Annotated in this window: 28 protein-coding genes; 14 read left to right on the plus strand and 14 right to left on the minus strand. The window is 67.5% G+C overall.

Annotated features, from left to right (window positions below; translation table 11 throughout):
• Window positions 1–52: 52 nt before the first annotated feature.
• From ASE95_RS01360 to pspF, 3 genes are all read right to left on the minus strand, one after another.
• Window positions 53–2212 carry a TonB-dependent siderophore receptor gene (locus tag ASE95_RS01360; protein ID WP_082449431.1) on the minus strand — a complete coding sequence of 720 codons (2160 nt, stop codon included), beginning with the start codon at window positions 2210–2212 and terminating at the stop codon, window positions 53–55.
• A gap of 232 nt (window positions 2213–2444) precedes the next feature.
• Window positions 2445–3056, minus strand: a complete 612-nt coding sequence (locus ASE95_RS01365; protein WP_056630412.1) for a superoxide dismutase — start codon at window positions 3054–3056, stop codon at window positions 2445–2447.
• Between the two features lie 61 nt (window positions 3057–3117).
• Window positions 3118–4182 (minus strand): phage shock protein operon transcriptional activator, encoded by a 1065-nt coding sequence (pspF, locus tag ASE95_RS01370; protein WP_056630415.1) that lies wholly within the window; start codon window positions 4180–4182, stop codon window positions 3118–3120.
• Here pspF and ASE95_RS17495 point away from each other — a divergent pair.
• From ASE95_RS17495 to ASE95_RS01410, 9 genes are all read left to right on the plus strand, one after another.
• Complete coding sequence (locus ASE95_RS17495) at window positions 4169–4471, plus strand: hypothetical protein (RefSeq protein WP_156347839.1); 303 nt, start codon at window positions 4169–4171, stop codon at window positions 4469–4471. The two genes, pspF and ASE95_RS17495, sit on opposite strands and share 14 nt — an antisense overlap.
• An 86-nt stretch (window positions 4472–4557) precedes the next feature.
• Window positions 4558–5220 carry a phage shock protein PspA gene (gene pspA, locus ASE95_RS01375; protein WP_056630418.1) on the plus strand — a complete coding sequence of 221 codons (663 nt, stop codon included), beginning with the start codon at window positions 4558–4560 and terminating at the stop codon, window positions 5218–5220.
• Window position 5221: 1 nt separating this feature from the next.
• Complete coding sequence (pspB, locus tag ASE95_RS01380; RefSeq protein WP_056630421.1) at window positions 5222–5503, plus strand: envelope stress response membrane protein PspB; 282 nt, start codon at window positions 5222–5224, stop codon at window positions 5501–5503.
• Window positions 5503–5883 carry an envelope stress response membrane protein PspC gene (pspC, locus tag ASE95_RS01385; protein WP_056630424.1) on the plus strand — a complete coding sequence of 127 codons (381 nt, stop codon included), beginning with the start codon at window positions 5503–5505 and terminating at the stop codon, window positions 5881–5883. The genes pspB and pspC overlap by 1 nt, the downstream gene beginning before the upstream one ends.
• 24 nt (window positions 5884–5907) lie before the next feature.
• Window positions 5908–6198 carry a hypothetical protein gene (locus tag ASE95_RS01390; protein WP_056630427.1) on the plus strand — a complete coding sequence of 97 codons (291 nt, stop codon included), beginning with the start codon at window positions 5908–5910 and terminating at the stop codon, window positions 6196–6198.
• 15 nt (window positions 6199–6213) lie between these two features.
• A complete protein-coding gene (locus tag ASE95_RS01395) occupies window positions 6214–6513 on the plus strand; it encodes a hypothetical protein (RefSeq protein ID WP_235528120.1) in 300 nt (99 codons plus the stop codon).
• A 30-nt stretch (window positions 6514–6543) separates the two neighbouring features.
• Window positions 6544–6792, plus strand: a complete 249-nt coding sequence (locus ASE95_RS01400; RefSeq protein WP_156347840.1) for a hypothetical protein — start codon at window positions 6544–6546, stop codon at window positions 6790–6792.
• 26 nt (window positions 6793–6818) lie between these two features.
• Window positions 6819–7052, plus strand: coding sequence for a hypothetical protein (locus tag ASE95_RS01405; RefSeq protein ID WP_056630433.1), 234 nt, complete (start codon window positions 6819–6821; stop codon window positions 7050–7052).
• Window positions 7053–7242: 190 nt separating this feature from the next.
• A complete protein-coding gene (locus ASE95_RS01410; protein WP_056630435.1) occupies window positions 7243–7662 on the plus strand; it encodes a SufE family protein in 420 nt (139 codons plus the stop codon).
• Between the two features lie 188 nt (window positions 7663–7850).
• Here ASE95_RS01410 and ASE95_RS01415 read toward each other — a convergent pair whose 3' ends face one another.
• From ASE95_RS01415 to ASE95_RS01425, 3 genes are all read right to left on the minus strand, one after another.
• Window positions 7851–9158: a sensor histidine kinase gene (locus ASE95_RS01415; RefSeq protein ID WP_056630438.1), complete on the minus strand. Its 1308-nt coding sequence runs from the start codon at window positions 9156–9158 to the stop codon at window positions 7851–7853.
• A 58-nt stretch (window positions 9159–9216) separates the two neighbouring features.
• Window positions 9217–9882: a response regulator transcription factor gene (locus ASE95_RS01420; protein ID WP_022686661.1), complete on the minus strand. Its 666-nt coding sequence runs from the start codon at window positions 9880–9882 to the stop codon at window positions 9217–9219.
• Between the two features lie 116 nt (window positions 9883–9998).
• On the minus strand, window positions 9999–10292 hold the full coding sequence (locus ASE95_RS01425; protein ID WP_235528121.1) for a hypothetical protein: 294 nt from the start codon (window positions 10290–10292) through the stop codon (window positions 9999–10001).
• A gap of 115 nt (window positions 10293–10407) precedes the next feature.
• Here ASE95_RS01425 and ASE95_RS01430 point away from each other — a divergent pair, with 115 nt between their 5' ends.
• Together ASE95_RS01430 and ASE95_RS01435 are read left to right on the plus strand one after the other, a co-directional pair.
• The gene (locus tag ASE95_RS01430; RefSeq protein WP_056630444.1) at window positions 10408–12189 is read left to right on the plus strand and encodes an ABC-F family ATP-binding cassette domain-containing protein; all 1782 of its coding nucleotides are present in this window, start codon (window positions 10408–10410) and stop codon (window positions 12187–12189) included.
• A 67-nt stretch (window positions 12190–12256) separates the two neighbouring features.
• Window positions 12257–13708 (plus strand): globin-coupled sensor protein, encoded by a 1452-nt coding sequence (locus ASE95_RS01435; protein ID WP_056630448.1) that lies wholly within the window; start codon window positions 12257–12259, stop codon window positions 13706–13708.
• A gap of 37 nt (window positions 13709–13745) precedes the next feature.
• Here the strand turns inward: ASE95_RS01435 and ASE95_RS01440 are convergent, their stop codons facing one another.
• Complete coding sequence (locus ASE95_RS01440; RefSeq protein ID WP_056630451.1) at window positions 13746–14558, minus strand: ATP-binding protein; 813 nt, start codon at window positions 14556–14558, stop codon at window positions 13746–13748.
• Between the two features lie 127 nt (window positions 14559–14685).
• Here ASE95_RS01440 and ASE95_RS01445 point away from each other — a divergent pair, with 127 nt between their 5' ends.
• Window positions 14686–15726, plus strand: a complete 1041-nt coding sequence (locus ASE95_RS01445) for a mannose-1-phosphate guanylyltransferase/mannose-6-phosphate isomerase (protein ID WP_082449434.1) — start codon at window positions 14686–14688, stop codon at window positions 15724–15726.
• A 50-nt stretch (window positions 15727–15776) separates the two neighbouring features.
• On the opposite strand, the gene ASE95_RS01450 is transcribed toward ASE95_RS01445, so the two are convergent.
• The 5 genes from ASE95_RS01450 to ASE95_RS01470 form a co-directional block, all read right to left on the minus strand.
• Window positions 15777–16229 carry a DUF3429 domain-containing protein gene (locus ASE95_RS01450; protein ID WP_056630453.1) on the minus strand — a complete coding sequence of 151 codons (453 nt, stop codon included), beginning with the start codon at window positions 16227–16229 and terminating at the stop codon, window positions 15777–15779.
• Window positions 16230–16254: 25 nt separating this feature from the next.
• Complete coding sequence (locus tag ASE95_RS01455) at window positions 16255–16818, minus strand: Uma2 family endonuclease (protein WP_056630456.1); 564 nt, start codon at window positions 16816–16818, stop codon at window positions 16255–16257.
• A 198-nt stretch (window positions 16819–17016) separates the two neighbouring features.
• Window positions 17017–18660, minus strand: coding sequence for a chaperonin GroEL (groL, locus tag ASE95_RS01460; protein WP_056630458.1), 1644 nt, complete (start codon window positions 18658–18660; stop codon window positions 17017–17019).
• A gap of 97 nt (window positions 18661–18757) precedes the next feature.
• Window positions 18758–19045 carry a co-chaperone GroES gene (gene groES, locus ASE95_RS01465; protein WP_056630460.1) on the minus strand — a complete coding sequence of 96 codons (288 nt, stop codon included), beginning with the start codon at window positions 19043–19045 and terminating at the stop codon, window positions 18758–18760.
• 131 nt (window positions 19046–19176) lie between these two features.
• Window positions 19177–20580 carry an MATE family efflux transporter gene (locus tag ASE95_RS01470; RefSeq protein ID WP_156347841.1) on the minus strand — a complete coding sequence of 468 codons (1404 nt, stop codon included), beginning with the start codon at window positions 20578–20580 and terminating at the stop codon, window positions 19177–19179.
• Window positions 20581–20712: 132 nt separating this feature from the next.
• Here ASE95_RS01470 and sppA point away from each other — a divergent pair, with 132 nt between their 5' ends.
• Window positions 20713–22581: a signal peptide peptidase SppA gene (gene sppA / locus ASE95_RS01475; protein ID WP_056630463.1), complete on the plus strand. Its 1869-nt coding sequence runs from the start codon at window positions 20713–20715 to the stop codon at window positions 22579–22581.
• On the plus strand, window positions 22581–23159 hold the full coding sequence (locus ASE95_RS01480; protein WP_056632925.1) for a GNAT family N-acetyltransferase: 579 nt from the start codon (window positions 22581–22583) through the stop codon (window positions 23157–23159). The genes sppA and ASE95_RS01480 overlap by 1 nt, the downstream gene beginning before the upstream one ends.
• Window positions 23160–23212: 53 nt before the next feature.
• Here ASE95_RS01480 and egtD read toward each other — a convergent pair whose 3' ends face one another.
• Together egtD and egtB are read right to left on the minus strand one after the other, a co-directional pair.
• Entirely contained in the window at window positions 23213–24190 is a 978-nt protein-coding gene (gene egtD, locus ASE95_RS01485) for an L-histidine N(alpha)-methyltransferase (protein WP_056630466.1), read from the minus strand.
• On the minus strand, window positions 24190–25449 hold the full coding sequence (gene egtB, locus ASE95_RS01490; protein WP_056630469.1) for an ergothioneine biosynthesis protein EgtB: 1260 nt from the start codon (window positions 25447–25449) through the stop codon (window positions 24190–24192). The genes egtD and egtB overlap by 1 nt, the downstream gene beginning before the upstream one ends.
• Between the last annotated feature and the right edge of the window lie 25 nt (window positions 25450–25474).

Here is a 25474-nt window from a genome sequence, read left to right on the forward strand (position 1 = left end):
GGTTGACAATGATTTCACCGCCGCATGGTTGCCGCCGCGTCGCGCACCCGCATCAGAAGCGCGCGCGCACCCCGATCGTCGCGGTGCGCGGCGCGCCCGGCTGCACCCATTGCGGCGAATAGCTGTTGGCATACCAATGCGCGTCGAACAGATTGGCGACGGATGCGAACAGCGTGGTTTCCGGTGTCAGGTCCACCTCGCCGAACACGCGCGCCAACGTGTGCGCCGGCAAGGCGAAGGTGGTGCCGGTCTGACCGTTCCGCTCCCCGACATGCTGAACGCCCGCGCCGAGCAGCGCACCGCGGTCGCCGATCGTCATGTGCCGCGCCAGCTGGACGTTCACATTGTGACGCGGAATGTTGATGAGCGGATCGCCCGGCAGGATCTGGAACGAGAAGGCGGGATCGCGCACCTGCGACCGCGCCTCCGCATCGGTATAGGCATAACTCACCAGCACTTCGAAGCCGCGCGGCAATTGCCCGGTTACGTCCAGTTCCACCCCGCGGCTGCGCGCCTTGCCGATCGCCACGGAAAAGCCGGGGTTGAGCGTATCGGTCGCCAGCACGTTCGACTTCTGCAACTGGTACACCGACAGCGTGCCAGACAATCGCCCGCCCAGCGTCGACAGCTTCACGCCCGCTTCGATCGACGTGCTCGTCTCCGGCTCGAACACCGCGCCGCGCGCATCCGCGCCGATGTTGGCGCGATACCCCTGCCCATAGGCGGCATATAGCGACAGCGGATCGCTCACTTCGTAGACGATGCCGGCTTGCGGGCTGAACCGCGCGCGCTGACGTCGCCCGGCCACGCCCGTCAACCGGTCGCCCACCCGCAGCAGGAAGTCGTCGTACCGCCCGCCGATGCGGACCTGCAACCGGTCGGTCACGCTGATCTGGTCCTGCACATACGCTCCGGCGGTGCGCTGCACGTCGAGCCGATTGGTGATCGGCACCCCCGCCGGCACCGGCCAGCGACCGTAGACCGGGTTCAGGAGATCCAGCACATAGCCCTGCCGATCGGTGGTCGTCGCGTTTACGGCCGGCCCGCGAAAGCGCGTGAAGAACTGGTCGGTGTCGAAATAATCCACGTCGCCGCCGATCAGCACGCGGTGCCGCAACGCGCCCGTCGTGAACTCACCCGCCACTTCGGCGCGCAGCACGCTGTGCCCGGAGGTATAGCGCCGCGTCCGGCGCTGCCGCGACAGCGTGCGCCCGTCGATGAAGAGCTTCTGGCGCGCGGTGGCGGTTTCCGCGTCAGAGGATGCGCCGGTCAGCCGCGTGTTGCGGTGGCTCGCCCCGACCAGCAGTGTCCACCCGCTGCCCAATTCGTGCTGCAGGCGCAACTGATGGCCGAATGTGCGGGCCACCGTGTCGCCGTCCCCCGGTTCGCCCAGAAAGCGATCGCGGGGCACGGTTCGGAAGTTGCCGTTCAGCACCACGATACCGCGATCGAACGGCACCGCCACGCGCGTCCATTCCATGTCGTAGATCAAGCGCGTGCCTGCGCCAATCGCCAGTCCGACGGACGGCAGAAAGCCCCAGCGGCGTTGCGACACGGTATCGCGGAACGTGTCGCCTTTTTCGGCATAGCCGATCAGCCGCGCGGTCAGATTGCCGGTCAGCGCCACGTTCGCGTCGCCCTCAGCACGCACCGTGTCGAAGCTGCGATATTGCACGCCCGCGGTGCCGAACGTGCGCCCGAACTGCGCCTGCTTGGTTACCAGATTGATCGAACCGCCCGGTTCGCCGCGGCCCAGCACCGCCGCCGCCGGCCCCTTCAGCACCTCGACACGCTCGATTCCCGCCACGTCGCGCTGTCCGCTGAAACCGCGTCCGGCATTGAACCCGTTGACGAGGTAGCCGCTCGGCAGGTTCTCGTCGCCGACGAAGCCGCGCACCGCGAAACTGTCCCACAGCCCGCCCAGCGTGTTCTGCCGCACGACCGACGCATTCAGGTCCAGCGCATCGGTCAGCCGCAGCAGGCCGTTTTCCCGCAAGGTGCCGGCATCGATGGTGGCGATCGCCTGCGGGATTTCGCGCATCGTGAAATTGCCGCGATACGGCTGGCGCACGCCGTGGACCGTGACCTCCTCGTTTTCGACAGCGGGTGGCTCGTCGTCGGGCAACGCATGGGCCGGCGCGACGCCGAGCGCGAACGCGAGCGGAAGGCCGGCGACCAGCGCGGCGGCACGAAACGGATAACGCACGATCATATTCCCTTTTTCGCGAGCGACGGCGGTCACCGCCGTCGCTTACGCGTCAGGGCTCATGACGGTGACGTTGTATCATTGCAAATGCAATTTTCATCGTTGGCCCGGCTCCGATGGCGGACGCGAAAAGGGGAAGGTCCGGTCGCCCGAACCTTCCCCGTTTCGCATCCGCCATGCGCAGAGGCCACATCGCGGGACGTCACGCGGGCCGGCACCGCGCCGGCCCGCAGCAGGATCAGGCGGCCGCGGCCTCGTACCGGCGTCCGGCCTCGTCCCAGTTCACCACGTCCCACCACGCCTTCAGGTAGCCCGGGCGATCGTTCATGTAGGTGAGGTAATAGGCGTGTTCCCACACGTCGTTGCCCAGGATCGGCGTGCCTTTCTCCTTGGCGTCGTCCATCAGGGGATTGTCCTGGTTCGGCGTCGAGGTCACCTTCAGCACGCCCGACTGGTCGGCGATCACCCATGCCCAGCCCGAGCCGAACTGCCCCGCGCCCTTGCCGTTGAAATCCTCCTTCAGCTTGTCGAGTCCGCCGTAAGCGTCGATCGCCTCGGCCAGCTTGCCCGACGGCTGGGTCGATCCCTTCGGCCCCATGATCTTCCAGAAGAAATCGTGGTTCCAGAACCCGCCGCCATTGTTGCGGATCAGCGGTGGCAGCGACGACACGCGCGCCAGGATCTCCTCGATCGACAGCCCCTCCAGCGACGAATCGGCGGCGACGCCTTCGTTCAGCTTGTTGGTATAGGCGGCGTGGTGCTTGTCGTGGTGGAAGGTCATCGTCTCCTTGGAGATGACCGGCTCCAGCGCGTCATAGGCGTAAGGCAGCGGCGGCAGTTCGAAAGCCATAAATCCTCCTTGGGGTTCGCGTGCGCAACGCGATGGCCTCCAAATGGCTCCCGCGCGCTCGTTACGCAACCGCTCCGATTAGGTCGTGGCGGCGCAGCGCGTGGCGCAGCTGGTCGTAGCTCAGCCCCAGCGCCTCCGCCGTCGCGCGCTGGTTGAAGCGATGCTCCGCCAGCGAGCGGGTCAGCAGGTCGCGCTCGAACAGCGCCACCCGGCTCTTGAAATCGGACGGCCCGACCTCGCACGCCGCCACTTCCTCGTCGGCGCCGTCCGCCGGCACCGGCGTGGACGCGGATGTCGGGGACGCTGCCGGTGTCGCCGCCGCCTCGGGCCGCTTCCCGTTCGATCCCGCCGGGCGGTAGGGGGAGGCGAACGGATCGAACTCGATCGCGCCGATCGCGCCCGGCCGCTCCCATCGATACACCGCGCGCTCGACGACGTTGCGCAATTCGCGCACGTTGCCGGGCCAGCGATGTTCGCGCATCGCCTCCTGCATCTCGGGGGTGAAGCCCATCCATTCGTCGCGGCCCAGTTCCGCGGCCATGCGCCGGCCGAAGAAGTCGGCCAGCACCGGGATGTCGCTGCGCCGCGCCCGCAGCGGCGGCAGCGTCACGACCTCGAAGCACAAGCGGTCGAGCAGGTCGGCACGAAACGTATGCGCCTCGACCCGGTCGGGCAGATGCTCGTTGGTGGCCGCGACGATCCGCACGTCGACCCGGATCGGACGCGACGCGCCGATCCGCGTCACCTCGCCATATTCGACCGCGCGTAGCAACCGTTCCTGCGCGCCCATCGACAGCGTGCCGAGTTCGTCGAGGAACAGCGTGCCCCCGTCCGCCTCCTCGAACCGACCGACCCGCGCCTTGGTCGCGCCGGTGAACGCACCCGCTTCGTGCCCGAACAACTCCGCCTCGATCAGCGTCTCGGGCAGCGCGGCGCAGTTCATCGTCACCATCGGCTGGTCCCAGCGCGGGCTGAGGTGATGGAGTCGTTCGGCGACCAGTTCCTTGCCGGTCCCACGCTCGCCGATCACCAGCACCGGGCGATCCAGCCCGGCGGCGCGGCTCGCACGCTCCAGCGCGTCGAGAAAGACGCCCGATTGACCGATCACCTGCGTGCTGCGCTTCATGCGCCAACGATTGGCGCAAATTGCCAAGCGATGGCAACTGCCAAGTTTTCCTGTTTGCCCGCGAATGCCCGAAAACCGCGCATTTCCTCGCATTTTGCAATTGGCACGGCTCCTGCAATGCTTCGTGCAACAACGCTTTCAGGGAATATCCACCATGACCAACACCATCACCAGCAAGGTCGCCGCCCTCGCCCTCACCATCCTGGTCAGCACGACCATGGTCATGGGCGCAGTCGGTCCGGCGACCACGCTGCCCACCCCCCTCGCCTCCGTTCACGCGACTGCGTGAGCGGCGGGCGGGGCGCGGGAACAGACCCTCCCCGCACCCCGCCCAATCCGCTATGACGGCGCGAATACCCAAGGAGTTGCTATCGAATGGGCATTTTCTCCCGCACCCGCGACATCGTCGCCGCCAACATGGCCGAGTTGCTCGACCGTGCGGACGACCCGGCCAAGATGGTCCGCATGATCATCGCGGAAATGGAGGACACGCTGGTCGAGGTCCGCGCCTCCGCCGCCCGCACCATCGCCGACCAGAAAGAGATGCGTCGCCATATCGCCAAGCTCGCCGAGCTTGAGGCCAGCTGGACCGAAAAGGCCGAACTGGCGCTGTCCAAGGACCGCGAGGATCTGGCCAAGGCCGCGCTGGTCGAACGCCGCAAGGCCGCCGAAATGGCCGCGCAGCTAAGCGAGGAAGTGGGAACGCTCGACGCCGCCCTGCGCGCAGCGGAGGACGACATCGCCAAGGTCCAGAGCAAGCTGCGCGAGGCGCGTGCCAAGCAGAATGCGATCGCGACGCGGCTGGAAAGCGCCAACACCAAGGCGCGCCTGCGCGAGATGTGGAACGGTCCACGCACGCACGAGGCTTTCAGCCGCTTCGAGACGCTGGAGCGCCGCGCGGACGAGGCGGAGGGCCGGGCCGAGGCGATGGGCCTCACCGCCAAGACGCTGGAAGACGAATTCAACGAGCTGCGGTCGAACGACAAGGTCGACGCCGAGCTGGCCGCGCTGAAGAAGCGCCTGAACAAGGAGGGTTGATATGGACTTGACGGGCGTCATCGCCATTCTGGCATTCATGATCGGCTTGCCGTGGCTGATCCTCCACTATGTCACCAAGTGGAAGACCGCCCCCAAGATGACCGGCGAGGACGAGCAGTTGCTCGACGAGATGTACAATCTCGCCCGCCGGCTGGAGGATCGCGTCACCACCGTCGAGCGGATCGTCGCCGCCGACAATCCCGATTTCCGCCCGGGTGTCGCCGACTATCGCTCGACGCCCGACTATCGCCTCGACCAGCCTTCTTCGCAGCGGAGGAACTGATGTCCGACAGCCGCACCAAATTCTACCTCGATCGTCAGAACGCCAAGTGGAAGGGCGTGTGCTCGGGGATCGCCGACTACACCGGCATCGAGGTCATGTGGGTCCGCATCGCGATGATCCTGCTGACGCTGGCCGGCGGGTTCCCATGGACGCTCATCGCTTACTGGCTGATCGCCTGGATGGCCGAGCCGAAGCCGCTCAACCTGTACCAGGACCGCGCCGACCAGAAGTTCTGGCAGGGCGTGCGCGCCAACCCTACCCGCTCGACCGCCGAAGTGCGCGCCAAGTTCCGCGACCTGGACCGCCGCCTCGCCGATATCGAACTACATTACACCAGCCGCAACTCGTCGCTCGCCAACGAGATCGAGAGCCTGCGCTAGTCGCGTCGGAAAGGGAGAAGATCGATGCATGGACCGTGGTTCGCACTGGCCTTCGTGATGATCGCGATGACCGGCTGGGTGCTCAACAATCTCATCCGTGCCCGCCACGGCTATTCGATCAGCGACGACTGGGGTCGCAACATCGAACGCAGCGATCCCGATGCCGGCCGCAACCTGCGGCTGCTGACGGGCGAGAACGAGCGGTTGACCGCACAGGTCGGCCGCCTGGAGGAGCGGATCGCGGTACTGGAGCGGATCGCCACCGATCCCGCGGAGCGTACCGCCCGTGAGATCGAGGCGCTGCGCGACCGTTAATCAGGAGCCGATGTCATGACCGACAAGATGCTGTTCATCCTGTGCTTTTTCATGATCGTGGTCGGATTGCCGGTGATCCTGGGGATCACGGCCGAGATGTTCCGGCGCTGGTTGAAGCACAAGGAAGTGATGTCCGACGTCATGACCCGGGCGACCGCCGAAAAGGCCGCGCAATATGCGGCGCATACCGAACGGCTCGAAGCACGGGTGCGCGTGCTGGAACGGATCGCCACCGACAAGGGCGTGGCGCTGGCCGACCAGATCGACGCGCTGCGCGATGCGCCCGATCGGATGATCGATCGTCCGCTGAACTGAACCGAACGACGATGAAGGGGAGTGAGTAACGTGCCGTGGTCCGTAGCGATAATGGTGGTCCTGATCGTGATGATCGTCACGATCGGAAAGGTCAGCAAGGAGAAGTGGCGCGCCATGGCCGCGCAGTCGGAGGAACCGACGCTTCCCGACGCGCGCCGCCCGAACAACGACGAAATCCGCCAGCTGAAGGAACGCGTCGCCGTTCTGGAACGCGTCATCACCGACACCCATGGCCGCGCCGATCTGGAACGTCAGATCGAGCAACTGCGCGACCGCTGACCCGCCTGTCGAAGGAGAAGGCAGCCATGTCCGATCCCCAAGTCTATCTGACCATCGCCGCGGCGACGCTCGCCGGCCTGGCGATGACCATCCACGCCGCGCTCAACGGCTGGCGCGGCTGGCTCCAGCTGAAAAGCCAGGAACTGCGCCTCGCCAACGAATTGCCGCCGGTGCCCGGCGCCGGCGCGCGGATCGAGATCGCCGACCTAAAGGAACGCATCCGCAAGCTTGAGGCGATCGCCGCCGGCGTCGATCTGTGAGCGACCGCGCGGACACGCCGACGGCAACCCGCACTTCGCGGGCCGCCGGTCGCTCCCCGCCCGACGATCCGAACGACATCGTGACGGTGAGGCGTGGAAACGGTATGGCGCACCGCGCGCCGTCCCGGCCCGCTTCCGCGACGACTTTGCGTGGTTGCGGCGATGGCGCGGGAACGGTAGCTCGCGCGTCATGACCGACACCGCTGCAACGCTCGACGATGTCCGCGAGGAATATGCCTTTCTCGAAGGCGACGATCGCTACCGCCTGCTCGTCGATCTCGGCCGTGCGCTGGAACCGATGCCCGACGCGCTCAAGACCGATGCGACGCTGGTGCGCGGCTGCTCCGCCTCGGTCTGGGTCTACCCCGCGGTTCGGGACGATGGCCGGCTGCATTTCCTGGCCGATAGCAACGCCCACATCACCAAGGGGATCATCGCGCTGGTGCTGCTCACCGTCCAGGACCGCACCCCCGGCGAGATCCTCTCCACCGATATCGAGCGCGAACTCTCCGCCTTCAACCTCAAGGCGCAGCTCAGTTCCAACCGGACGCAGGGCATTCCCAACATGATCGCGCTGATCCGCGAAACCGCCGCCCGCTACGCTGCATAGTCTCGCTTGTTACGACCAGGGCCGACCGACATTCAGCCGTATCGCCCCGCAAGCGCCGTCGTTGCGCGCGCGGCCAAAGAGTCCAGCGCGTCGCGCGGAACGCTGTATTGCTTCGCGAAGCTGGAATGGGGAGCGATCCGGCACCCGTAAAAGGCTGAATGTCGATCCGGCCCGGGAAGGAAGCCGCCTCACCCCGCCATCGGCAGCCGCAGCCGCACCAGCAATCCGCCCAGATCCTCGCTTTCTTCCAGCGTGACCGTCCCGTCGTAGATTTCCGCCACGTCGCGCACGATCGCCAGCCCCAGTCCGGTGCCGGGCTTGCCGGTATCCAGCCGCACGCCGCGGTCGAAGATGCGGATGCGGTCCGCCTCCGGTATGCCCAGCCCGTCGTCCTCGACCAGTATCTCGACGAAGCCGGCCTGCGCGCCGACCGTCACGAACACGCTGCCCCCGCCGTATTTGGCGGCGTTCTCGACCAGATTGCCCATGATCTCGTCCAGATCCTGCCGCTCGATATGCGCCACCAGATCCTTCGGCCCCGACATGTCGATGCGCACATGCTGGTACAGCCGCTGCACCGCACGCTCGACCGACTCGACGCTCGGCCATACGTCGGCGCGACTGTGCGCGGAGCCGCGCCGCCCCACCGCGCGTGCGCGCGCCAGATGATGGTCGACCTGCCGCCGCATCGTCCGCGCCTCGCGGATCACCGTGTCGGCCAGATCGTCGGCGTGCGCGGTGGCGGCGTTCATGATGACGGTCAGCGGCGTCTTCAACGCGTGCGCCAGATTGCCGGCGTGCCGCCGCGCTTCCTCGGCCTGCGTCTCGTTATGCGCGACCAGTCCGTTCAGTTCCTCGACCATCGGCAGCAATTCCAGCGGCATCGCCCCGCTGATCCGGTCCGAACGCCCGGCGCGCATCTTCGCAATCTCCAGGCGCAGGCGGCGCAACGGCAGCAATCCGTAGAACGTCTGCAACGCCGCGAGGATAATCAGCCCCAGCCCCAGCAGCACGAAGCTGCGCACCAGCGTGCGGCGCAGCACCGCGATCTGCGCGTCCAGCGACTCGCGGCTGCTCGCCACCTGAAACCGCCAGCGGATCTTCGATCCCGGCAGCGTCACGTCGCGCTCGACCACGCGCAGCTTCTCGTCACGAAATTGCGTGCTGTCGTAAGTGTGCACGCCGCGATCGGTATGCGGCGCGCCATAGGCCAGCTCGCGGTCCCATAGCGAGCGCGAGGGAAACGCCTCCTGCCCTGGCGACGACACTTGCCAGTACAATCCCGAATAGGGCTCCAGAAAGCGCTGGTCGGCCGGCTCGCGGCTGAACCGCACCTCGCCCAGCGGGTCGATCTCCGCCGACACCAATAACGATTGTAGCACATATTCCAGCTGGTCGTCGGCATTGCCGGTCACCGCGCCCACCAGCACGCGATCGAGCGCGAACCCGCCGCCGACCAGCAGCGCGGAAATCCACGCGAAGGCGATCAGGATCATTCGCCGCGAGATCGACCCGCGGGCGCGTGGCTGGGCGGCGACCGTGTCGGTCACGGGTTCAGGCGTCCGGATCTTCCAGGCTGTAGCCCAGGCCACGGATCGTGGTGATGACGTCCTGGCCCAGCTTCTTGCGGATTCGCGTCACGAACACTTCGATCGTATTGGAATCGCGATCGAAATCCTGATCGTAGATATGCTCGATCAACTCGGTGCGACTGACGACCTTGCCCTTGTGGTGCAACAGGTAGCTGAGCAGCTTGTATTCCTGCGCGGTCAGCTTCACCGGCTCGCCCGCCCGCGTCACCTTGCCCGAACGGGTGTCCAGTCGCACGTCACCGGCGATCAGCTCGGAAGAGGCATTGCCAGATGCGCGGCGGATCAGCGCGCGCAGGCGGGCGATCAGCTCCTCGGTCTGGAACGGCTTGGCGACATAATCGTCCGCGCCCGCATCCAGCCCGGCGACCTTGTCGGACCAGCTGTCACGCGCGGTCAGCACCAGGACCGGAGTCACCTTGCCTTCCTTGCGCCAGCGGTCGAGCACGGTCAAACCGTCGATCTCCGGCAAGCCGAGGTCGAGCACGATCGCATCGTAATTTTCGGTGGAGCCGAGGAAATGCCCCTCCTCGCCGTCGGTGGCGAGATCAATGGCGTAACCGGCACCCTCCAGCGTGGATTTCAGCTGTTGCCCGAGATTGGGCTCATCTTCGACGATCAGCACGCGCATCGGTGGCAGGGCTCCTTGGAGAAAACGTGAACGCCGCGGCGCTAGCACGAAAGCCGGCGATTATGGAATGATGCCTGTCACCGCCCTGAACGATTCGGGACGGTAACGAGCCGGGGTCAGCGTCCGGTACGGCCCAGCACCTGCCCGGTACGCCCGTCGACGTCGACCCAGATGACCGCGCCGTCGCGCAGGAACTTCAGCGTGTAGATCCCGCTCGGCATCTCGAGGTCGAAACCGATATATTGTGCGTCGCGCATCGTCGGCACGACCCGCTTCTCGATCTCGGGCAACGGCAGCAGCCGGCCTTGCCGTCGCGCCTGCAACGCCACGGCGCCGTCGCGTACCTGCTCGGGCATCGGTTGGGCCAGCGCGGGCGCGGCCATTCCGCTCAGGAGGAGCAAGGGAACCATTCTCACCTGTGCTGGCATAGCGGGCGCGGATTGAACAGCCTGTGAATGAAGCGATATCGCAAGGCCGTTCTGGCGCAACTTGCCCGCGCCGCTCCGGTTCCCTAGGTCGCGTGCCATGGCCGCACCTGTATTGTCGTATGAAGACCTCGGACTCGTTCAAGGATCCGGGTGGCTGTTCCGCCACCTGAACCTGTATGTCGGGGAACGTGACCGGCTGGCGTTGATCGGCCGCAACGGCGCGGGCAAATCCACCTTGCTGCGGCTGATCGCGGGCGCGATCGAGGCGGACGAGGGGCGGCGCACGATCGTGCCGGGCACCCGCGTGGTGATGCTGGAACAGGATCCGGACCTCACCGGCTTCGCCACGCTGCAGGATTACGTGCTGGCCGGCGAACATGCTCCCGCCGGGTATGAGGCGGATGCGATCGCCGACCAGCTCGGCATCGACCTGTCGCGCGAATCGTCGTCGGCGTCGGGTGGGGAGCGCCGCCGCGCCGCGATCGTCCGCGCGCTGGCGATGGACCCCGACGTGCTGCTGCTCGACGAGCCGACCAACCATCTCGACATCGCCGCCATCGAGTGGCTGGAGGATTGGCTGAAGCGCTTCACCGGCGCGTTCGTGGTCATCAGCCACGATCGCACCTTCCTCACCCGCCTGACGAAGCAGACATTGTGGCTCGACCGCGGCGAATTGCGCCGTGCCGAGGTCGGCTTCGGCGGGTTCGACGCATGGACCGAACAGGTCTATGCCGAGGAGGAGCGCAATGCCGCACGCCTCGATGCCAAGCTGAAGATCGAGGAACACTGGCTGCAACGCGGCGTCACCGGCCGTCGCCGCCGCAACCAGGGGCGTCTGTCCAAGCTGAAGGAGATGCGCGCCGAACGCGCGGCGATGATGGGGCCGCAGGGTGCGGCCGCGTTGCAGGTCGCCAGCGACGACGTGAAGACGAAGGTGGTGATCGACGTCGAGCATGTGACCAAGGCGTACGGCGATCGCACGATCATCGCCGACCTGACGTTGCGCGTCGCGCGCGGTGACCGGATCGGCATCGTCGGGCGCAACGGCGCGGGCAAGACGACGCTGCTGAAGTTGCTGACCGGCGAACTGGCCCCGGACGCCGGCACGGTGAAGCGCGCGCGCACGCTGGACGGTATCGTCATCGACCAGCAGCGCAGCCTGATGGCCCCGCAGAAGACCGTGCGCGACGTGCTGGCCGATGGCGGCGAGTGGATCGACGTGCTGGGATCGCGCAAGCACATCCACGGTTACCTCAAGGAGTTCCTGTTCGATCCGTCGCTGACCGAGGCGAAGGTCGGCACGCTGTCGGGCGGTGAGCGGTCGCGGCTGCTGCTCGCGCGTGAATTCGCCCGCGAATCGAATCTGCTGATCCTCGACGAGCCGACCAACGACCTCGACCTCGAAACGCTCGACCTGTTGCAGGAGGTGATCGCCGATTACGGCGGTACCGTGCTGATCGTCAGCCACGATCGCGATTTCCTCGACCGCACCGTCACCGTCACGCTCGGGCTCGACGGCACCGGTCATGTCGACGTCGTCGCCGGCGGCTATGAGGATTGGGAGCGGCAGCGCCGCCCGCGCACGGCGTCGGCGAAGAAGGCGGCTCCGAAAGCCGCCGCGCCGCCGCCTCCCCCGCCGACCCGCGTGAAGCTGACCTACAAGGACCAGCGCGACTACGATCTGCTGCCCAGGCGCATCGAGGAGATCGATGCCGCGATCGCCGCGGACGAAGCCGCGATGGCCGATCCTGGCCTCTATGCGCGCGACCCGGCGGCCTTCGACCGGCTTGGCCGCAACGTCGCCGCACTGCGCGAGGAGAAGGACGCCGCCGAGATGCGCTGGCTGGAACTAGCTGAAATAATAGAACGATCTTCGTGATTTGGGTGATCTTACTTACGGCGTCTTAACCGCTTTCGATTACCGCTGCCCGCAAGGAGAACAAGCGGTGAGCGGATCGGGTAACATCGACTTTGAACAACGGCTGGCGGCGTTCGGCTACGACGATCGCAGCTACGCGACCTTCCCCGTGGTCAGGCGCGCGATCGAACGCCATGCTCCCACCGCGCTCGTCGCCTTGTATCGCCACATCGCCGCCACGCCGCAGATCAACGCGATGTTCCAGTCGCAGGCGCGGATGGACCATGCACGCGACAAGCAGCTGGAACATTGGCGCAAGCTGTTCTCGGGGCCGATCGACCGCAGCTACGCCACCGCCGCTTCGCACATCGGGCAGATCCACGCGCGGATCGGGCTGGCGCCCACCTGGTACATCAGCGGCTATGCCCGGATGCTGGAACATGTCCTGCCCCGGGTGGTGCTCGGCCGGCTGTCGTGGCCGTTCGGCGCGCGCCGCCGGGCGCGCGCCGCGACCGCGCTGGTCAAGGGGTCGCTGATCGACATGGATATCGCGCTGGCCGCCTATTTCGAGGCCGAGCAGGCAGGCCGCCGTGCCGTCATCGAACGATGCGGACAGGTCTTCGATCGCATGGCACAGGGCGACCTTACCGCCACGCTCGACGGGTTGCCCGGCGAATATCAGGCGCTGGCCGACAGTTTCGAGGCGATGCGTACGCAGATGGCGACCACGCTGGGCGTCGTCACCCGTTCGAGCCAGCAGATCCACAGCGGCTCGGGCAATATCCGCGAGGCATCGGACGACCTGTCGCAGCGCACCGAGCAACAGGCCGCCAGTCTTGAGGAAACCGCCGCGGCGATGGACGAGATCGTCACCACCGTCCGCCAGACCGCCGAGGGCGCATCGCAGGCCAACCGGATCGTCGGCGAGGCGCGCGGCGAGGCGGAGGAATCCGGGCAGATCGTCCGCCGCGCGGTGGAGGCGATGGGCGGCATCGAACGCGCATCGGCGGAAATCAGCGAGATCATCACCGTCATCGACGGCATCTCGTTCCAGACCAATCTGCTCGCGCTGAACGCCGGGGTCGAGGCGGCCCGCGCCGGCGAAGCGGGCCGCGGCTTCGCGGTCGTCGCGTCCGAAGTGCGCGCGCTGGCGCAGCGTTCGGCCGACGCGGCCAAGGACGTGAAGACCCGCATCATGGCCTCCTCCGATCAGGTCGGCATCGGGGTCGATCTGGTCAACGACGCGGGCAAGGCGCTGGAGCGGATCATCGTTCGCATCGGGGAGATCAGCACATTGGTCTCCAGCATCGCGGCCTCCGCCGGCCAGCAGTCGGTCGGGCTACAACAAGTCAACACCGCGGTGTCGGAGATGGACGCGGTGACGCAGCGAAACGCCGCGATGGTCGAGCAGGTCACCGCCGCCGCACGCTCGCTCGCCGCCGAAGCGGAGACGCTGGACAGCGAAGTGGCCCGCTTCCGGCTGGACGCCAGCGGCTCCAATCCGGTCCACCGCCTGCAACGCCGCCTCACCGCCGCCTGATCCGGCGCACCGGTCGTGGTCACGCGAGGGGAAGGCGTTACGCCAGCGCCTTCCCCTCGCGGCCGGCCAGTTCGACCACATATTGCCACGCCACCCGTCCCGACCGGCTGCCCCGCCGCGTCGCCCATTGCACCGCATCGCCGGCATCGAACGGCAGCGCATGGCGCTCGGCATAGCCGCGCACAATCGCCAGATAGGCATCCTGATCGACGACGTGGAAGCCAAGGCTCAGCCCGAAACGATCGGCGAGCGCCATCTGATCGTCCACAGAATCGCGTGGGTTTATCGCGCTGCCCTGCTCGGCGATGTCGCGCGTCACCAGATGGCGGCGATTGGACGTGACGATCAGCCGCGCGTTGCCGGGCCGGGCCTCCGCCCCGCCCTCCAGCAGCGATCGCAGCACCCGCGCGTCGGCCGCCGCATCGAAGCCGAGGTCGTCGAGGAAGATCGCATAGGCGCGCGGCTGCCCCGCCACCGCATCGAACAGCCGGGGCAAAGTGTCGAGCCGGTCGGCCGCCACCTCGACCAGCGCCAGCGCGCCGCCGGCCGCCTGCACTGCGCCGGTCGCCGCCTTCACCAGCGCCGACTTGCCGGTTCCGCGCGCGCCCCACAGCAACGCGTCCTGCGCAGCATGGCCCGCCGCCAGCCGGGTCAGATTGCCGAACAACGCCGCTTTCTGCGCCTCCACCCCGTGGAGCAGGTCGAGCGGCAACGGCCGGAAGTCGCGCGCGGCGACCAGCACGGCGTCGCGCCATACATACGCGGGGTGCGCCAGCGGGTCGGCGGCGACGGGCGGCGGTGGGGCCAGCCGCTCCAGCGCGGCGGCGATCCGGGTCAGGCGATCGGTCATCGCGATTCCGGCTAACCCCCCGATCTCGTTGCCGCAACGCAATAACGCCGATAAGGGAGCCTTGCGCCATTCGGAATGTTGTCGCGTAACGGGCGGTATATCGCCTTGTGGGGGAACAGGAGCGTCAATGACCGAAATCGTGCCGGTGATCCTTTCGGGCGGGTCGGGTACCCGTTTGTGGCCGATGTCGCGGCCCGAAAAGCCCAAGCAGATGCTGGCGCTGACCGCCAGCGACACGATGCTTCAGTTGACGGCGGCGCGCGCGCACGGCGACGCCTTTGCCGCACCGATCGTCGTCGCCAATGCCGCGCACGCCGATGCGGTCGAGCAGCAGCTTGGCGCGATCGGCACCGCGCCCAGCGCATTGATCCTCGAACCGGCCGGGCGCAACACCGCGCCGGCCATCGCGCTGGCGGCGCTCAGCGCCGGTGAAAGCCAGGCGATGCTGGTCATGCCCTCGGATCACGTCATCGCCGATCGCGATGCCTTCCACGCCGCGATCCACGCCGCGCTGCCGCTGGTCGAACAGGGCTGGCTCGTCACCTTCGGCATCACGCCCGACGCGCCGGAAACCGGCTATGGCTATATCAAGGTCGGTGACGAACTCGCGCCGGGTATCCACCGCGTCGCGCGCTTCGTCGAGAAACCGCCGCGCGACCTTGCCGAATCGATGATCGCGTCGGGCGATCATGCGTGGAACGGCGGCATCTTCCTGTTCCGCGCCGACGCATATCTCGCCGCGCTCGACCAGTTCGCGCCCGCGATCGCCGCTGCGGCACGTCATGCCCATGCCGGTGCCCGGCGCGAGGGCGTGCGCGTCTATCCCGATGCCGCCGCCTTCGCCGCATCGCCGTCCGATTCGATCGATTATGCGGTGATGGAGAAGGCCGATCGTGTCGCGGTGGTGCCCGTCACGATGGGGTGGAGCGACGTCGGCAGCTGGGACGCACTGCATGCGATCAGCGACCGGGATGACGGCGGCAATGTCGTCGCGGGCGACGTGGTGATGCTCGACAGCCGCAATTGCCTGGTGCGCAGCGACGGTGCGCGGATCGCCATGGTCGGCGTGGAGGATCTGATCGTCGTGTCCAGCGGCAATGACATCCTGATCCTGCCGCGCGGCCGCAGCCAGGACGTGAAGCTGCTGCTCGACGCGATGAAGAACTGATCGTCGACCGGGAGGACGCGCGTAGCGTCGCCCGGTCGAACCGCGACAGGTCATCCGATCATCAACCGCGCCCAGCACGCCGCCAGCCCTGCGCAGCCCAGCAGTAGCTGTGGGGGTCTCAGCCGGGCGAAATGCGCGGGCGCATTGCCCGCCAGCGCCGCCCGGCGGTCGAGCAACGCGGCCAGTGCGTAGCCGACCGCCAGCAACGCCAGCGCGGTCGGCGCGAACGGCACCACCAACGCCAGCCCGGCGATCGTGACATAGGCGACCGCCGCGGCGATCTCGATTGCCGTCGATGCGCGCGGCGTGGCGAAGCCGAACCCGCGCCGCACGCCGCCGATGAACGACAGGATCAACGCGCCCCAGACGATCGCCAGTCGCACCACCAGCATCCCCCACACCGCCGGCAGCGCCCAGGCACCGATGCCGGCGGCGATGAGCGGAATCATCGGCCCATAGCCGAAGATGATGCTGTCCTTCGGGATATGCGTGCGCTGGTCCATGCGGCCCGAACGCACAGGTCGCGGTTCAGTCGCGCGCGAAGATCTCGATATGCGAGATCGTCAGCTTGAACGACGGCAACGCCACGTCGTGCGGCTGCGCGAACGGATCGTCGCGCCACGACGTCGGTCCCAGCCGCTGGACGACTCTGGTCAGTTCGTTCTCCGGATCGACGAACACGATCGTGTCGACCGAAGGAAGCGCGCGATACTCATCCAGTTTGGCGCCCTCATCCACTTTCGCGGTGGCGGCGGACAAAACCTCGAAGATGACGACAGGATCGTCGAACACGCGCTGCTTCTCGCGCTCCGCCGCCGCCGGGTTGCCGCAGAAAACGGTGACGTCGGGACAGCGCATCGATTCATCCGACAGGCGAACGCCCGTGTCGGAATTATAGGCGCGGCAGCCGGAACCCCGCAGCCGTTGCCCGAGATAGATCAGGATGTTCGTCGACACCCGCGCATGCGCCGGCGTGCCGCCGCTCATCATCCGGATCATGCCGTCCACCAACTCGAACTTCCGGTCCGAACCGAAATCGATGCCGAGGAACTGCTCGACGGTGATGGGCTCATAGAGCGGATCGTCTCGCATCGCTGTGGTATGGCGCTTCGCCGGACGCAAACAAAGGGCCGGCGGCATGCGCCACCGGCCCTTTGATTCCGGGTGACCAACCACGACGAAGCCGCCGCGATCGATCTTCCCGACGCTTGGATCTGGCGGACCGGCATCACCGATCCGCCGGCCTTCCGCCTTCGTGTCGGGCGCCGCCTTGGCCGCGCCCGTCCGAAATCAGAAGTCCATGCCGCCCATGCCGCCCATGCCGCCGCCGGCGGGCATGGCCGGAGCCTTGTCCTCGGGCAGTTCGGCAACGGTCGCCTCGGTCGTGATCAGCAGACCGGCCACCGAAGCGGCGTTCTGCAGCGCGGTGCGCACGACCTTGGTCGGGTCGATCACGCCGGCCTGGACCAGGTTCTCGTACGTGTCGGTCGCGGCGTTGAAGCCCATCGCCGGATCGTTGCCGTCCAGCAGCTTGCCCGACACCACCGCACCGTCATGACCGGCATTCTGCGCGATCTGGCGGACCAGCGAGGTCAGCGACTTGCGGACGATGTCGACGCCGCGCGTCTGGTCGTCGTTCTCGCCGGTGACGCCGTCCAGCGCCTTGGACGCGTACAGCAACGCGGTGCCGCCGCCCGGGACGATGCCTTCCTCGACCGCGGCGCGGGTCGCATGCAGCGCGTCGTCGACGCGATCCTTGCGCTCCTTCACCTCGACCTCGGTCGACCCGCCGACCTTGATGACCGCGACGCCGCCAGCCAGCTTGGCCAGACGCTCCTGCAGCTTCTCACGGTCGTAGTCCGAGGTGGTCACCTCGATCTGCTGCCGGATCGCTTCGGTGCGGCCCTTGATCGCATCCGCGTCACCCGCGCCGTCGACGACGATGGTGTTGTCCTTGTCGATCGTCACGCGCTTGGCGGTGCCCAGCATGCCGAGCGTCACGGTCTCCAGCTTGATGCCGAGATCCTCGGAGATCACCTCGCCCTTGGTCAGGATCGCGATGTCTTCCAGCATCGCCTTGCGACGATCGCCGAAGCCCGGTGCCTTGACCGCTGCGACCTTCAGGCCGCCGCGCAGCTTGTTGACGACCAGCGTGGCCAGCGCCTCACCCTCGATGTCCTCGGCGATGATCAGCAGCGGACGGCCCGACTGCACCACCGCCTCGAGGATCGGCAGCATCGCCTGCAGCGACGACAGCTTCTTCTCGTGGATCAGGATGTACGGGTCGTTCAGCTCGACCTGCATCTTCTCCGGGTTGGTGATGAAGTATGGCGACAGATAGCCGCGGTCGAACTGCATGCCCTCGACGACGTCCAGCTCGAATTCGAGACCCTTGGCCTCCTCGACGGTGATGACGCCTTCCTTGCCGACCTTCTCCATCGCCTCGGCGATCTTCTCGCCGACTTCACGGTCGCCGTTGGCCGAGATGATGCCGACCTGCGCGACTTCCTGCGAACCGGAAACGGGCTTGGACTTCGCCTGGATGTCGGCGACGACCTTGATCACTGCCAGATCGATGCCGCGCTTCAGGTCCATCGGGTTCATGCCCGCTGCGACCGACTTCATGCCCTCGCGCACGATCGCCTGCGCCAGGACGGTCGCGGTGGTCGTGCCGTCGCCGGCGATGTCGTTGGTCTTCGAGGCCACTTCGCGCACCATCTGCGCGCCCATGTTCTCGAACTTGTCCTTCAGCTCGATTTCCTTGGCGACCGACACACCGTCCTTGGTGATGCGGGGCGCGCCGAAGCTCTTGTCGATCACGACGTTGCGGCCCTTCGGCCCCAGCGTGACCTTGACCGCGTCGGCCAGGATGTCGACACCGCGCAGAATGCGCTCACGCGCGTCGCGGCCGAATTTTACTTCCTTGGCTGCCATGTGGCTACCCTTTCTCTATATCCGTCGTTCCAGCGAACGCTGGACGACTTGAATTGCCGGCTGATCCCGGCACGCGCCGGGACGAGGGAACCGATCCTCAGGCGATGATGCCGAGGATGTCCGATTCCTTCATGATGAGCAGGTCTTCGCCGTTCACCTTGACCTCAGTGCCCGACCACTTGCCGAACAGGATGCGGTCTCCGGCCTTGACGTCCAGCGGCGACAGCTCGCCCTTGTCGTTCTTGGCACCGGCGCCGGCGGCGACGACCTCGCCCTCCTGCGGCTTTTCCTTGGCGGTGTCGGGGATGATGATCCCACCGGCCGTCTTCTCTTCCGCCTCGACGCGGCGGACGAGGACACGGTCGTGCAACGGACGAAAGTTCATTGCTCTGAACCCTTCTTGAGGCTTGTGACAAATTTTTGGCACTCGAACATGTCGAGTGCCAGCCACACGCATATGTGGACGTGCCCCGCGCCCGTCAACGGGTGGCGGCGCGATTTTTCGGGAACCCGTCGTCAGTCCGTGCGTGGCATCAGGTGAAGCCGGTCGCGCGCCGACCATCGCCACAGCAACAGGGCGGAGACGACGCCCAGCCCCACGGCCAGCCCCCACCAGATCCCCGCCGCGCCATAACCCATCCCGAACCCGAACAGCACGGCGGTGCCGAACCCCGCGCCCCAATATCCCGACACCTGGATCAGCATCGGCACGCGGGTGTCCTGCACGCCGCGCAGCACGCCCGCCGCCACCGCCTGCGCGCCGTCGACCAGCTGGAAGATCGCGGCGATCCCCAGCAACTGCACCGCCATCGCCGCAACCGCCGTGTCGCGCGCCGGGTCGACATAGACGCGCACCAGCCAGTGCGGCACCGCCCAGAACACGAACGCGCTCAGCACCATCACTGCGATGCCGCACAGGATCGCGACATTGCCCGCACGGCGAATCCACGCCCGGTCGCCCGCGCCATAGGCGAAGCCGACGCGGATCGTCCCGGCCTGCGCCAGCCCGAACGGGATCTGGAATGCGATCGCGGCAATGTTCAGCGCGACCGCATGCGCGTCGATCGCGGTGACCGAGATCAGCCCCATCAACAGCCCCGCACCGCCGAACAGCCCGCCCTCCGCCATCCAGCCGAGCGCGATCGGCGAGCCGAGCCGCGCGATCTCCACCATCCGCGACCATTCGGCGCGCCACCATTTGCCCAGCAGCCGGAACCGCCGCAGCTTGCGGTCGCGCAGCAGGATCACGAAGTACGCGGCGAACGTCGCCACCGACGTCACCACGCTGGCCAGCGCCGACCCCTCCAGCCCCAGCGCTGGGAAGCCGGCATTGCCGAACACCAGGCACCAATTGGCGAACGCCGCGATGCCCAGCGCCAGTCCGGTCACCACCAACGCCCAGCCCGGCCGCCCCAGCGCGGCGGCGGTCAGCCGGATCAGCGCCGCCAGCACCGCGGGCAACACCGCCAGCGACAGGATGCGGCAGAACGCACCCGCGCGCGCCGCCACCACGGCCTCCTGCCCCGCCAGCCGCAGCAACGGCGCGGCGAGATTCAGCACGATCATCACCGCCGCCGACCCCAGCACCGCCAGCCACATCGCCATCCGGAACGACCGGCGTACCTGCCGCACCGCGCCCGCGCGCCGGCCCAGCGACGCGGCGATCAACGGCTCGGCCGCGCCGACCAGCCCGATCAACCCGAACGCGAGGATGTTGAACAGGAAGACGCCCAGCGTGGCGGCGGCGAATTCGGTCGGTCCCAGCCGGGCGACGAACACCACGTCGATCGCGAACACCGCCATCTGCAACAGGTTCGCGCCGATCAACGGTGCGGCCAGCGCCGCCAGCGCGCGCAGCTCGGCGCGCCACGTCGGCGGCGGCGCTTCGGTCAGCGGCGCGATAGCGGCGGGTGCGTGCATGATCGGCCTCTAGCCGAGCCGTTTCGCGATGGCGAGCATGACGACGCGCCGACGTTTACCACCAAACCGTATTGCGGTGGTCATACACGCGGCGCTACGGTCGCCCGACGTAAGGCGAAGGTGGCATTGACGATGAAGCTGGTACGTGGCGCGTGGAAGCTGCTGGTCGGGATCAAGGACGCGCTGGTGCTCGTCGCGATGCTGCTGTTCTTCGCGGCGATCTTCGCCGCGCTTAACGCGCGTCAGCGCCCGGCGACGATCGGCGACGGTGCGCTGGTTCTCGAACTCGACGGCCCGATCGTCGAACAGCCGGAGGAAGTGCCGCTCACCGCGCTGCTCAGCGGGCAGCGGATCGGCAAGCAATACCGGCTGCGTGACGTCCTCCGCGCGATCGACACCGCGCGCGACGACGACCGTGTGAAGGCGATCGTCGTCGATCTCGACCGGTTCGGCGGCGGCTATCCGGCGGTGCTGGGCGAAGTGCAGGCCGCGTTGCTGCGTGCGCGGACCGCGGGCAAGCCGGTGCTGGTCTACGCCACCGCCTATACCGATGGCGCATACCGGATCGCCTCGGCGGGGAGCGAGATCTGGACGAACACGCTCGGCGGCACGATGTTCGCCGGCCCCGGCGGGAACCAGTTGTTCTACAAGGGGCTGATCGACAAGCTCGGCATCAACGCGCACGTCTACCGCGTCGGCAAGTTCAAGTCGGCGGTCGAACCCTATACCCGCACCGATCAAAGCCCCGCCGCCCGCGAAGCGTCGCAGGCGCTTTACGGCGCGCTGTTCGATCAATGGCGCGAGGCGGTGTCCACCGCCCGCCCCAGAGCGCAGCTCGCCTCGTGGCTGACGAACCCGGCGCAACTGATCGCGCAGGCGCGCGGCGACGTGTCGCGCGCCAATCTCGCTACCGGGCTGGTCGACAAGCTGGGCGACCGCGTCGCCTTCAATCGTCGCGTCGCGCAACTGGCGGGCGGCGACGAGAAAAAGCCCGCCGGCTGGTTCAGGACGATCGGCTACGACGCCTATGTCGCCGCCAACCCGGTGCCCGCCAAGGGCAAGATCGGCGTGCTGACCATCGCCGGTGAGATCGTCGACGGAGAGGGCGGCCCCGGCAAGGCGGCGGGCGATACCGTGTCGAAGCTGCTCTACGACGGTCTGGCCGAAAACGACCTGAAGGCGCTGGTCGTCCGGGTCGACTCGCCCGGCGGCTCGGTGATGGCGTCGGAGAAGATCCGGCTGGCGATCATGGAGGCCAAGCGGCGCGGCCTTCCGATCGTCGTTTCGATGGGCGGATTGGCGGCGTCGGGCGGTTACTGGGTGTCGACCCCGGCGGACGTGATCTTCGCCGAACCCGGCACGATCACCGGCTCGATCGGCATCTTCGGGATCATCCCGACGTTCGAGAACACGCTGGCCAAGATCGGCCTGTCCACCGACGGGGTGAAGACCACGCCACTATCCGGTCAGCCCGACGTGCTGGGCGGTACCACGCCCGCGCTGGATTCGATCGTCCAGGCCGGGATCGAGCACGGCTATCTCCAGTTCCTGACCCGCGTTTCGCAGTCGCGCAAGCTGCCGATCGCCCGCGTCGACGAAATCGGGCAGGGCCGCGTGTGGATCGGCGGGGTCGCGCACCAGCTGAAGCTGGTCGACCGCTTCGGCGGACTGGACGATGCGCTGCGCGAGGCGGCGAAGCGCGCCAAGCTCGACGATGCGCAGCCGGTATGGCTGGAAAAGAAGCCTGGCTTCACCGCGCAGATCGCGCAGCAGATCAGCAACCAGGACGACGACGATGCCGGTGCCCCTGCCGACGCGCTGTCGCGGCTGACGTGGCAGCGGCAGCAGGCGTTCGCCGCTGCGCTGGGTGATGCGAAACGCATGCTGACCGGCGCGGCGGTGCGCGTGCAATGCCTCGAATGCGTCGGGCTCGGCCCGATCGCGGCTCGGGCGGAGGATCGCAACCTGTGGCAGATGGTCGTCGCGCGGGTGGGCCTGTGATGCCGCAGGGACCGATCACGATCCGCGGCGCCGCCGCCGCCGATGCCGCGGCCATCGCCGCCATCTATGCGCCGTTCGTGCTGTCGGGCACCGTGTCGTTCGAAAACGAAGCCCCGGACGCGGCGGCGATGCGCGACCGGATCGCCGCGTCGGACGGCTTTTACCCGTGGCTGGTCGCGACGTCCGGCGACGACGGGGATGGCGCAGGCGTGCTCGCCTATGCCTATGCCACCCGCTTCCGCGATCGCCCCGCCTATCGCTACGTCGTCGAAACCTCGATCTACGTCGCGGGCGCGACGCATGGTCAGGGCGTGGGTCGGCTGCTGTACGAGGCGCTGGTCGACACGCTGCGCGCGCAGGGCTTTACGCAGGCGATCGGCGTCATCGCATTGCCCAATGACGGATCGATCACCCTGCACGAAGCAGTCGGCTTCCGCCGCGCGGGCGTTTACCGGGAAGTCGGCTACAAACAGGGCCGCTGGATCGACGTCGGCTTCTGGCAGTGCGAACTGAACCCGTCAGCGATCCCGCCGCTCGAACCGAAGCCGTTCAGCCTGATCGGTGTGCGCCGGGACTAGGGGTGCATCGACGAACGGTGCCTCACGGGTGCCGGATTGTTCGCCGCTAACGCCTAAGGCGCAGGCCGCTCGGGCTGCGCCTCCGCCAGGATCACCGCGAACCGTCCTTCGGCATCGGTCCACTCGCGCACCGGCGTCCATCCGCCCGCCCGCAACAGGATGCGTGCGTCGCGTTCGCCATATTTGTGGCTGTTCTCGGTATGGATCGACTCGCCTGCCGCGATCTCGAACGATCGTCCCTCCACGGTGAAGGCGACGTCGCGCGTCGCGACCAGATGCATCTCGATCCGTGCGCGGTCGTCGTTCCACCGCGCCTCGTGCGTGAACGCCTCGACCGGGATCGTCGCGTCCAGTTCGCGGTTGATCCGCTCCAGCAGGTTGCGGTTGAACGCTGCGGTCACGCCGGCTGCATCGTCATAGGCCGGCACCAGCACCGCCGGGTCCTTGATCCGGTCCATCCCGATCAACAGCATCGCTCCCTCCGCCAGCGACACGCGCATCGCCCGCAACAGGTCGACCGCCGCCAGCGGCGTCAAATTGCCGATCGTCGAGCCCGGGAAGAAGCCAAGCTTGGGCGCACCGGCGATCGCGTGCGGCAGGGTCAACGGACGGGTGAAGTCCGCCTCGAACGGCAACACCAGCAAATCGGGGAACGCGTCCGACAGGTCGCGCGCGGACTGGCGCAGGAACTCACCCGAAATGTCGATGGGCACATAGGACGACGGCTTCACGCCGCGCAGCAGCAGGGGAGTCTTGGTCGACGATCCCGATCCGAACTCCACCACCGCGCGGCCGGCGCCGGTCATCTCCTGCAGATCGGGGCACAACGTGGCCAGCAACGCGGTTTCGGTGCGCGTCGGATAATATTCGGGCAGGTCGGTGATCTGCTCGAACAATTGCGACCCGCGATGGTCGTAGAACCACCGCGCCGGGATGGCGCGCGGGCGGCGTTCCAGCCCGGCCAGCACGTCGGCACGGAACTGCGGATCGGCCAGCGTCGCCTGGCCGTCCTCGGCTTCGGGTTTCAGCATTACAGGTCCTTTGCCAGCCGCACGCCGGTGAATTGCCAGCGCTGGTGAGGGTAGAAGAAATTGCGGTAACTGGCGCGCGCATGGCCGCGCGGCGTCGCGCAGCTGCCACCGCGCAGCACGAACTGCCCGTTCATGAACTTGCCGTTATACTCGCCCACCGCTCCCTCGACCGCGCGGAAGCCGGGGTACGGACGGTATGCCGATCCGGTCCATTCCCACACGTCACCGAAGAATGCCGGGCCGCCGGTCGCCGGTCGCGGCTCCACCGCGCCGCCAGCGTCCAGCTGGTTGCCGCCCGCAGCATCATGCGCGGCGGCGGCGGCTTCCCACTCGAACTCGGTGGGCAGACGCACCCCTGCCCAGCTGGCATAGGCATCCGCCTCGTAGAAGCTGACATGCGTCACGGGCGCGGCGGGATCGACGGCGCGTCGCCCGTCCAGTCCGAAACGGGTCCACATGCCGTCCCGCTCCTCCCAGTAAAGCGGCGCAGCGACCGCCTCGCGCTGCACCCATGCCCAGCCGTCGGCCAGCCACAGCCGCGCGTCGCGATAGCCGCCATCGGCGATGAACCCCGCCCACTCGCCGTTGGTCACCGTACGGTCGGCGATCGCATGGGCAGGTAGCAACGCACGGTGACGCGGACCTTCGCAGTCGAACGCGAACCCGTCGCCGTCATGCCCCGTCTCGACCACGCGCTCCACGCTGTCGATCCACCCGATCGGGCCAGGCATCGCCACGGGCACCTTGCGCGCCGCCGGCCAGATCGCCGGCTCCAGCGGGTTTTCCGAAAACAGGTGCAGCACGTCGGTGACCAGCAATTCCTGATGCTGCTCCTCGTGATGGCAACCCAGCGCGACCAGTTCCCGCGCGGCCCCCGGCAATGTATCCAGCGCCGCCAGCACCGCGGCATCCACCGCCCGTCGATAGTCGAGCACTTCGTCCAGCGTCGGGCGGGTCACCATGCCGCGGCGTCCACGCGCATGCCGCCGCCCTTCCGCCTCGTAATAGCTGTTGAACAGGAACGGGAAGCGTTCGTCGTGCAGCCGGTACGACGCAACGTGATCGCGCAGCACGAACGTTTCGAAGAACCACGTCGTATGCGCCAGATGCCATTTCGCCGGGGAGGCATCCTCCATCGACTGCACCGTCGCATCGGCGTCGGACAGCGGGGCGACCAGCGCCTCGCTCAACCCCCGGACCTGCATGTAGCGCGCGGCCAGCGGTGTGTGCCCGGCGTCGGGCCGGGGGCGGGGTTCCATGGTCATACTCCTGCAGCCACCCGGG

This window comes from Sphingomonas sp. Leaf231, assembly GCF_001421995.1.
In the GTDB taxonomy this organism is placed as follows: Bacteria; Pseudomonadota; Alphaproteobacteria; order Sphingomonadales; family Sphingomonadaceae; genus Sphingomonas.

Bases quoted from the DNA above. Each gene is read 5' to 3' on its own strand.
- pspC (WP_056630424.1), top strand. From the start codon at position 5,503: ATGTCCGACAGCCGCACCAAATTCTACCTCGATCGTCAGAACGCCAAG.
- ASE95_RS01430 (WP_056630444.1), top strand. From the start codon at position 10,408: ATGGCCGCACCTGTATTGTCGTATGAAGACCTCGGACTCGTTCAAGGA.
- ASE95_RS01425 (WP_235528121.1), bottom strand. From the start codon at position 10,292: ATGGTTCCCTTGCTCCTCCTGAGCGGAATGGCCGCGCCCGCGCTGGCC.
- ASE95_RS01470 (WP_156347841.1), bottom strand. From the start codon at position 20,580: ATGCACGCACCCGCCGCTATCGCGCCGCTGACCGAAGCGCCGCCGCCG.
- ASE95_RS01415 (WP_056630438.1), bottom strand. From the start codon at position 9,158: ATGATCCTGATCGCCTTCGCGTGGATTTCCGCGCTGCTGGTCGGCGGC.
- ASE95_RS01480 (WP_056632925.1), top strand. From the start codon at position 22,581: ATGCCGCAGGGACCGATCACGATCCGCGGCGCCGCCGCCGCCGATGCC.
- ASE95_RS01360 (WP_082449431.1), bottom strand. From the start codon at position 2,212: ATGATCGTGCGTTATCCGTTTCGTGCCGCCGCGCTGGTCGCCGGCCTT.
- pspF (WP_056630415.1), bottom strand. From the start codon at position 4,182: ATGAAGCGCAGCACGCAGGTGATCGGTCAATCGGGCGTCTTTCTCGAC.
- ASE95_RS01455 (WP_056630456.1), bottom strand. From the start codon at position 16,818: ATGCGAGACGATCCGCTCTATGAGCCCATCACCGTCGAGCAGTTCCTC.
- groES (WP_056630460.1), bottom strand. From the start codon at position 19,045: ATGAACTTTCGTCCGTTGCACGACCGTGTCCTCGTCCGCCGCGTCGAG.
- egtD (WP_056630466.1), bottom strand. From the start codon at position 24,190: ATGCTGAAACCCGAAGCCGAGGACGGCCAGGCGACGCTGGCCGATCCG.
- pspB (WP_056630421.1), top strand. From the start codon at position 5,222: ATGGACTTGACGGGCGTCATCGCCATTCTGGCATTCATGATCGGCTTG.
- ASE95_RS01395 (WP_235528120.1), top strand. From the start codon at position 6,214: ATGACCGACAAGATGCTGTTCATCCTGTGCTTTTTCATGATCGTGGTC.
- pspA (WP_056630418.1), top strand. From the start codon at position 4,558: ATGGGCATTTTCTCCCGCACCCGCGACATCGTCGCCGCCAACATGGCC.
- ASE95_RS01365 (WP_056630412.1), bottom strand. From the start codon at position 3,056: ATGGCTTTCGAACTGCCGCCGCTGCCTTACGCCTATGACGCGCTGGAG.
- ASE95_RS01450 (WP_056630453.1), bottom strand. From the start codon at position 16,229: ATGGACCAGCGCACGCATATCCCGAAGGACAGCATCATCTTCGGCTAT.
- ASE95_RS01410 (WP_056630435.1), top strand. From the start codon at position 7,243: ATGACCGACACCGCTGCAACGCTCGACGATGTCCGCGAGGAATATGCC.
- egtB (WP_056630469.1), bottom strand. From the start codon at position 25,449: ATGGAACCCCGCCCCCGGCCCGACGCCGGGCACACACCGCTGGCCGCG.
- sppA (WP_056630463.1), top strand. From the start codon at position 20,713: ATGAAGCTGGTACGTGGCGCGTGGAAGCTGCTGGTCGGGATCAAGGAC.
- groL (WP_056630458.1), bottom strand. From the start codon at position 18,660: ATGGCAGCCAAGGAAGTAAAATTCGGCCGCGACGCGCGTGAGCGCATT.
- ASE95_RS01420 (WP_022686661.1), bottom strand. From the start codon at position 9,882: ATGCGCGTGCTGATCGTCGAAGATGAGCCCAATCTCGGGCAACAGCTG.
- ASE95_RS01390 (WP_056630427.1), top strand. From the start codon at position 5,908: ATGCATGGACCGTGGTTCGCACTGGCCTTCGTGATGATCGCGATGACC.
- ASE95_RS01440 (WP_056630451.1), bottom strand. From the start codon at position 14,558: ATGACCGATCGCCTGACCCGGATCGCCGCCGCGCTGGAGCGGCTGGCC.
- ASE95_RS01405 (WP_056630433.1), top strand. From the start codon at position 6,819: ATGTCCGATCCCCAAGTCTATCTGACCATCGCCGCGGCGACGCTCGCC.
- ASE95_RS01445 (WP_082449434.1), top strand. From the start codon at position 14,686: ATGACCGAAATCGTGCCGGTGATCCTTTCGGGCGGGTCGGGTACCCGT.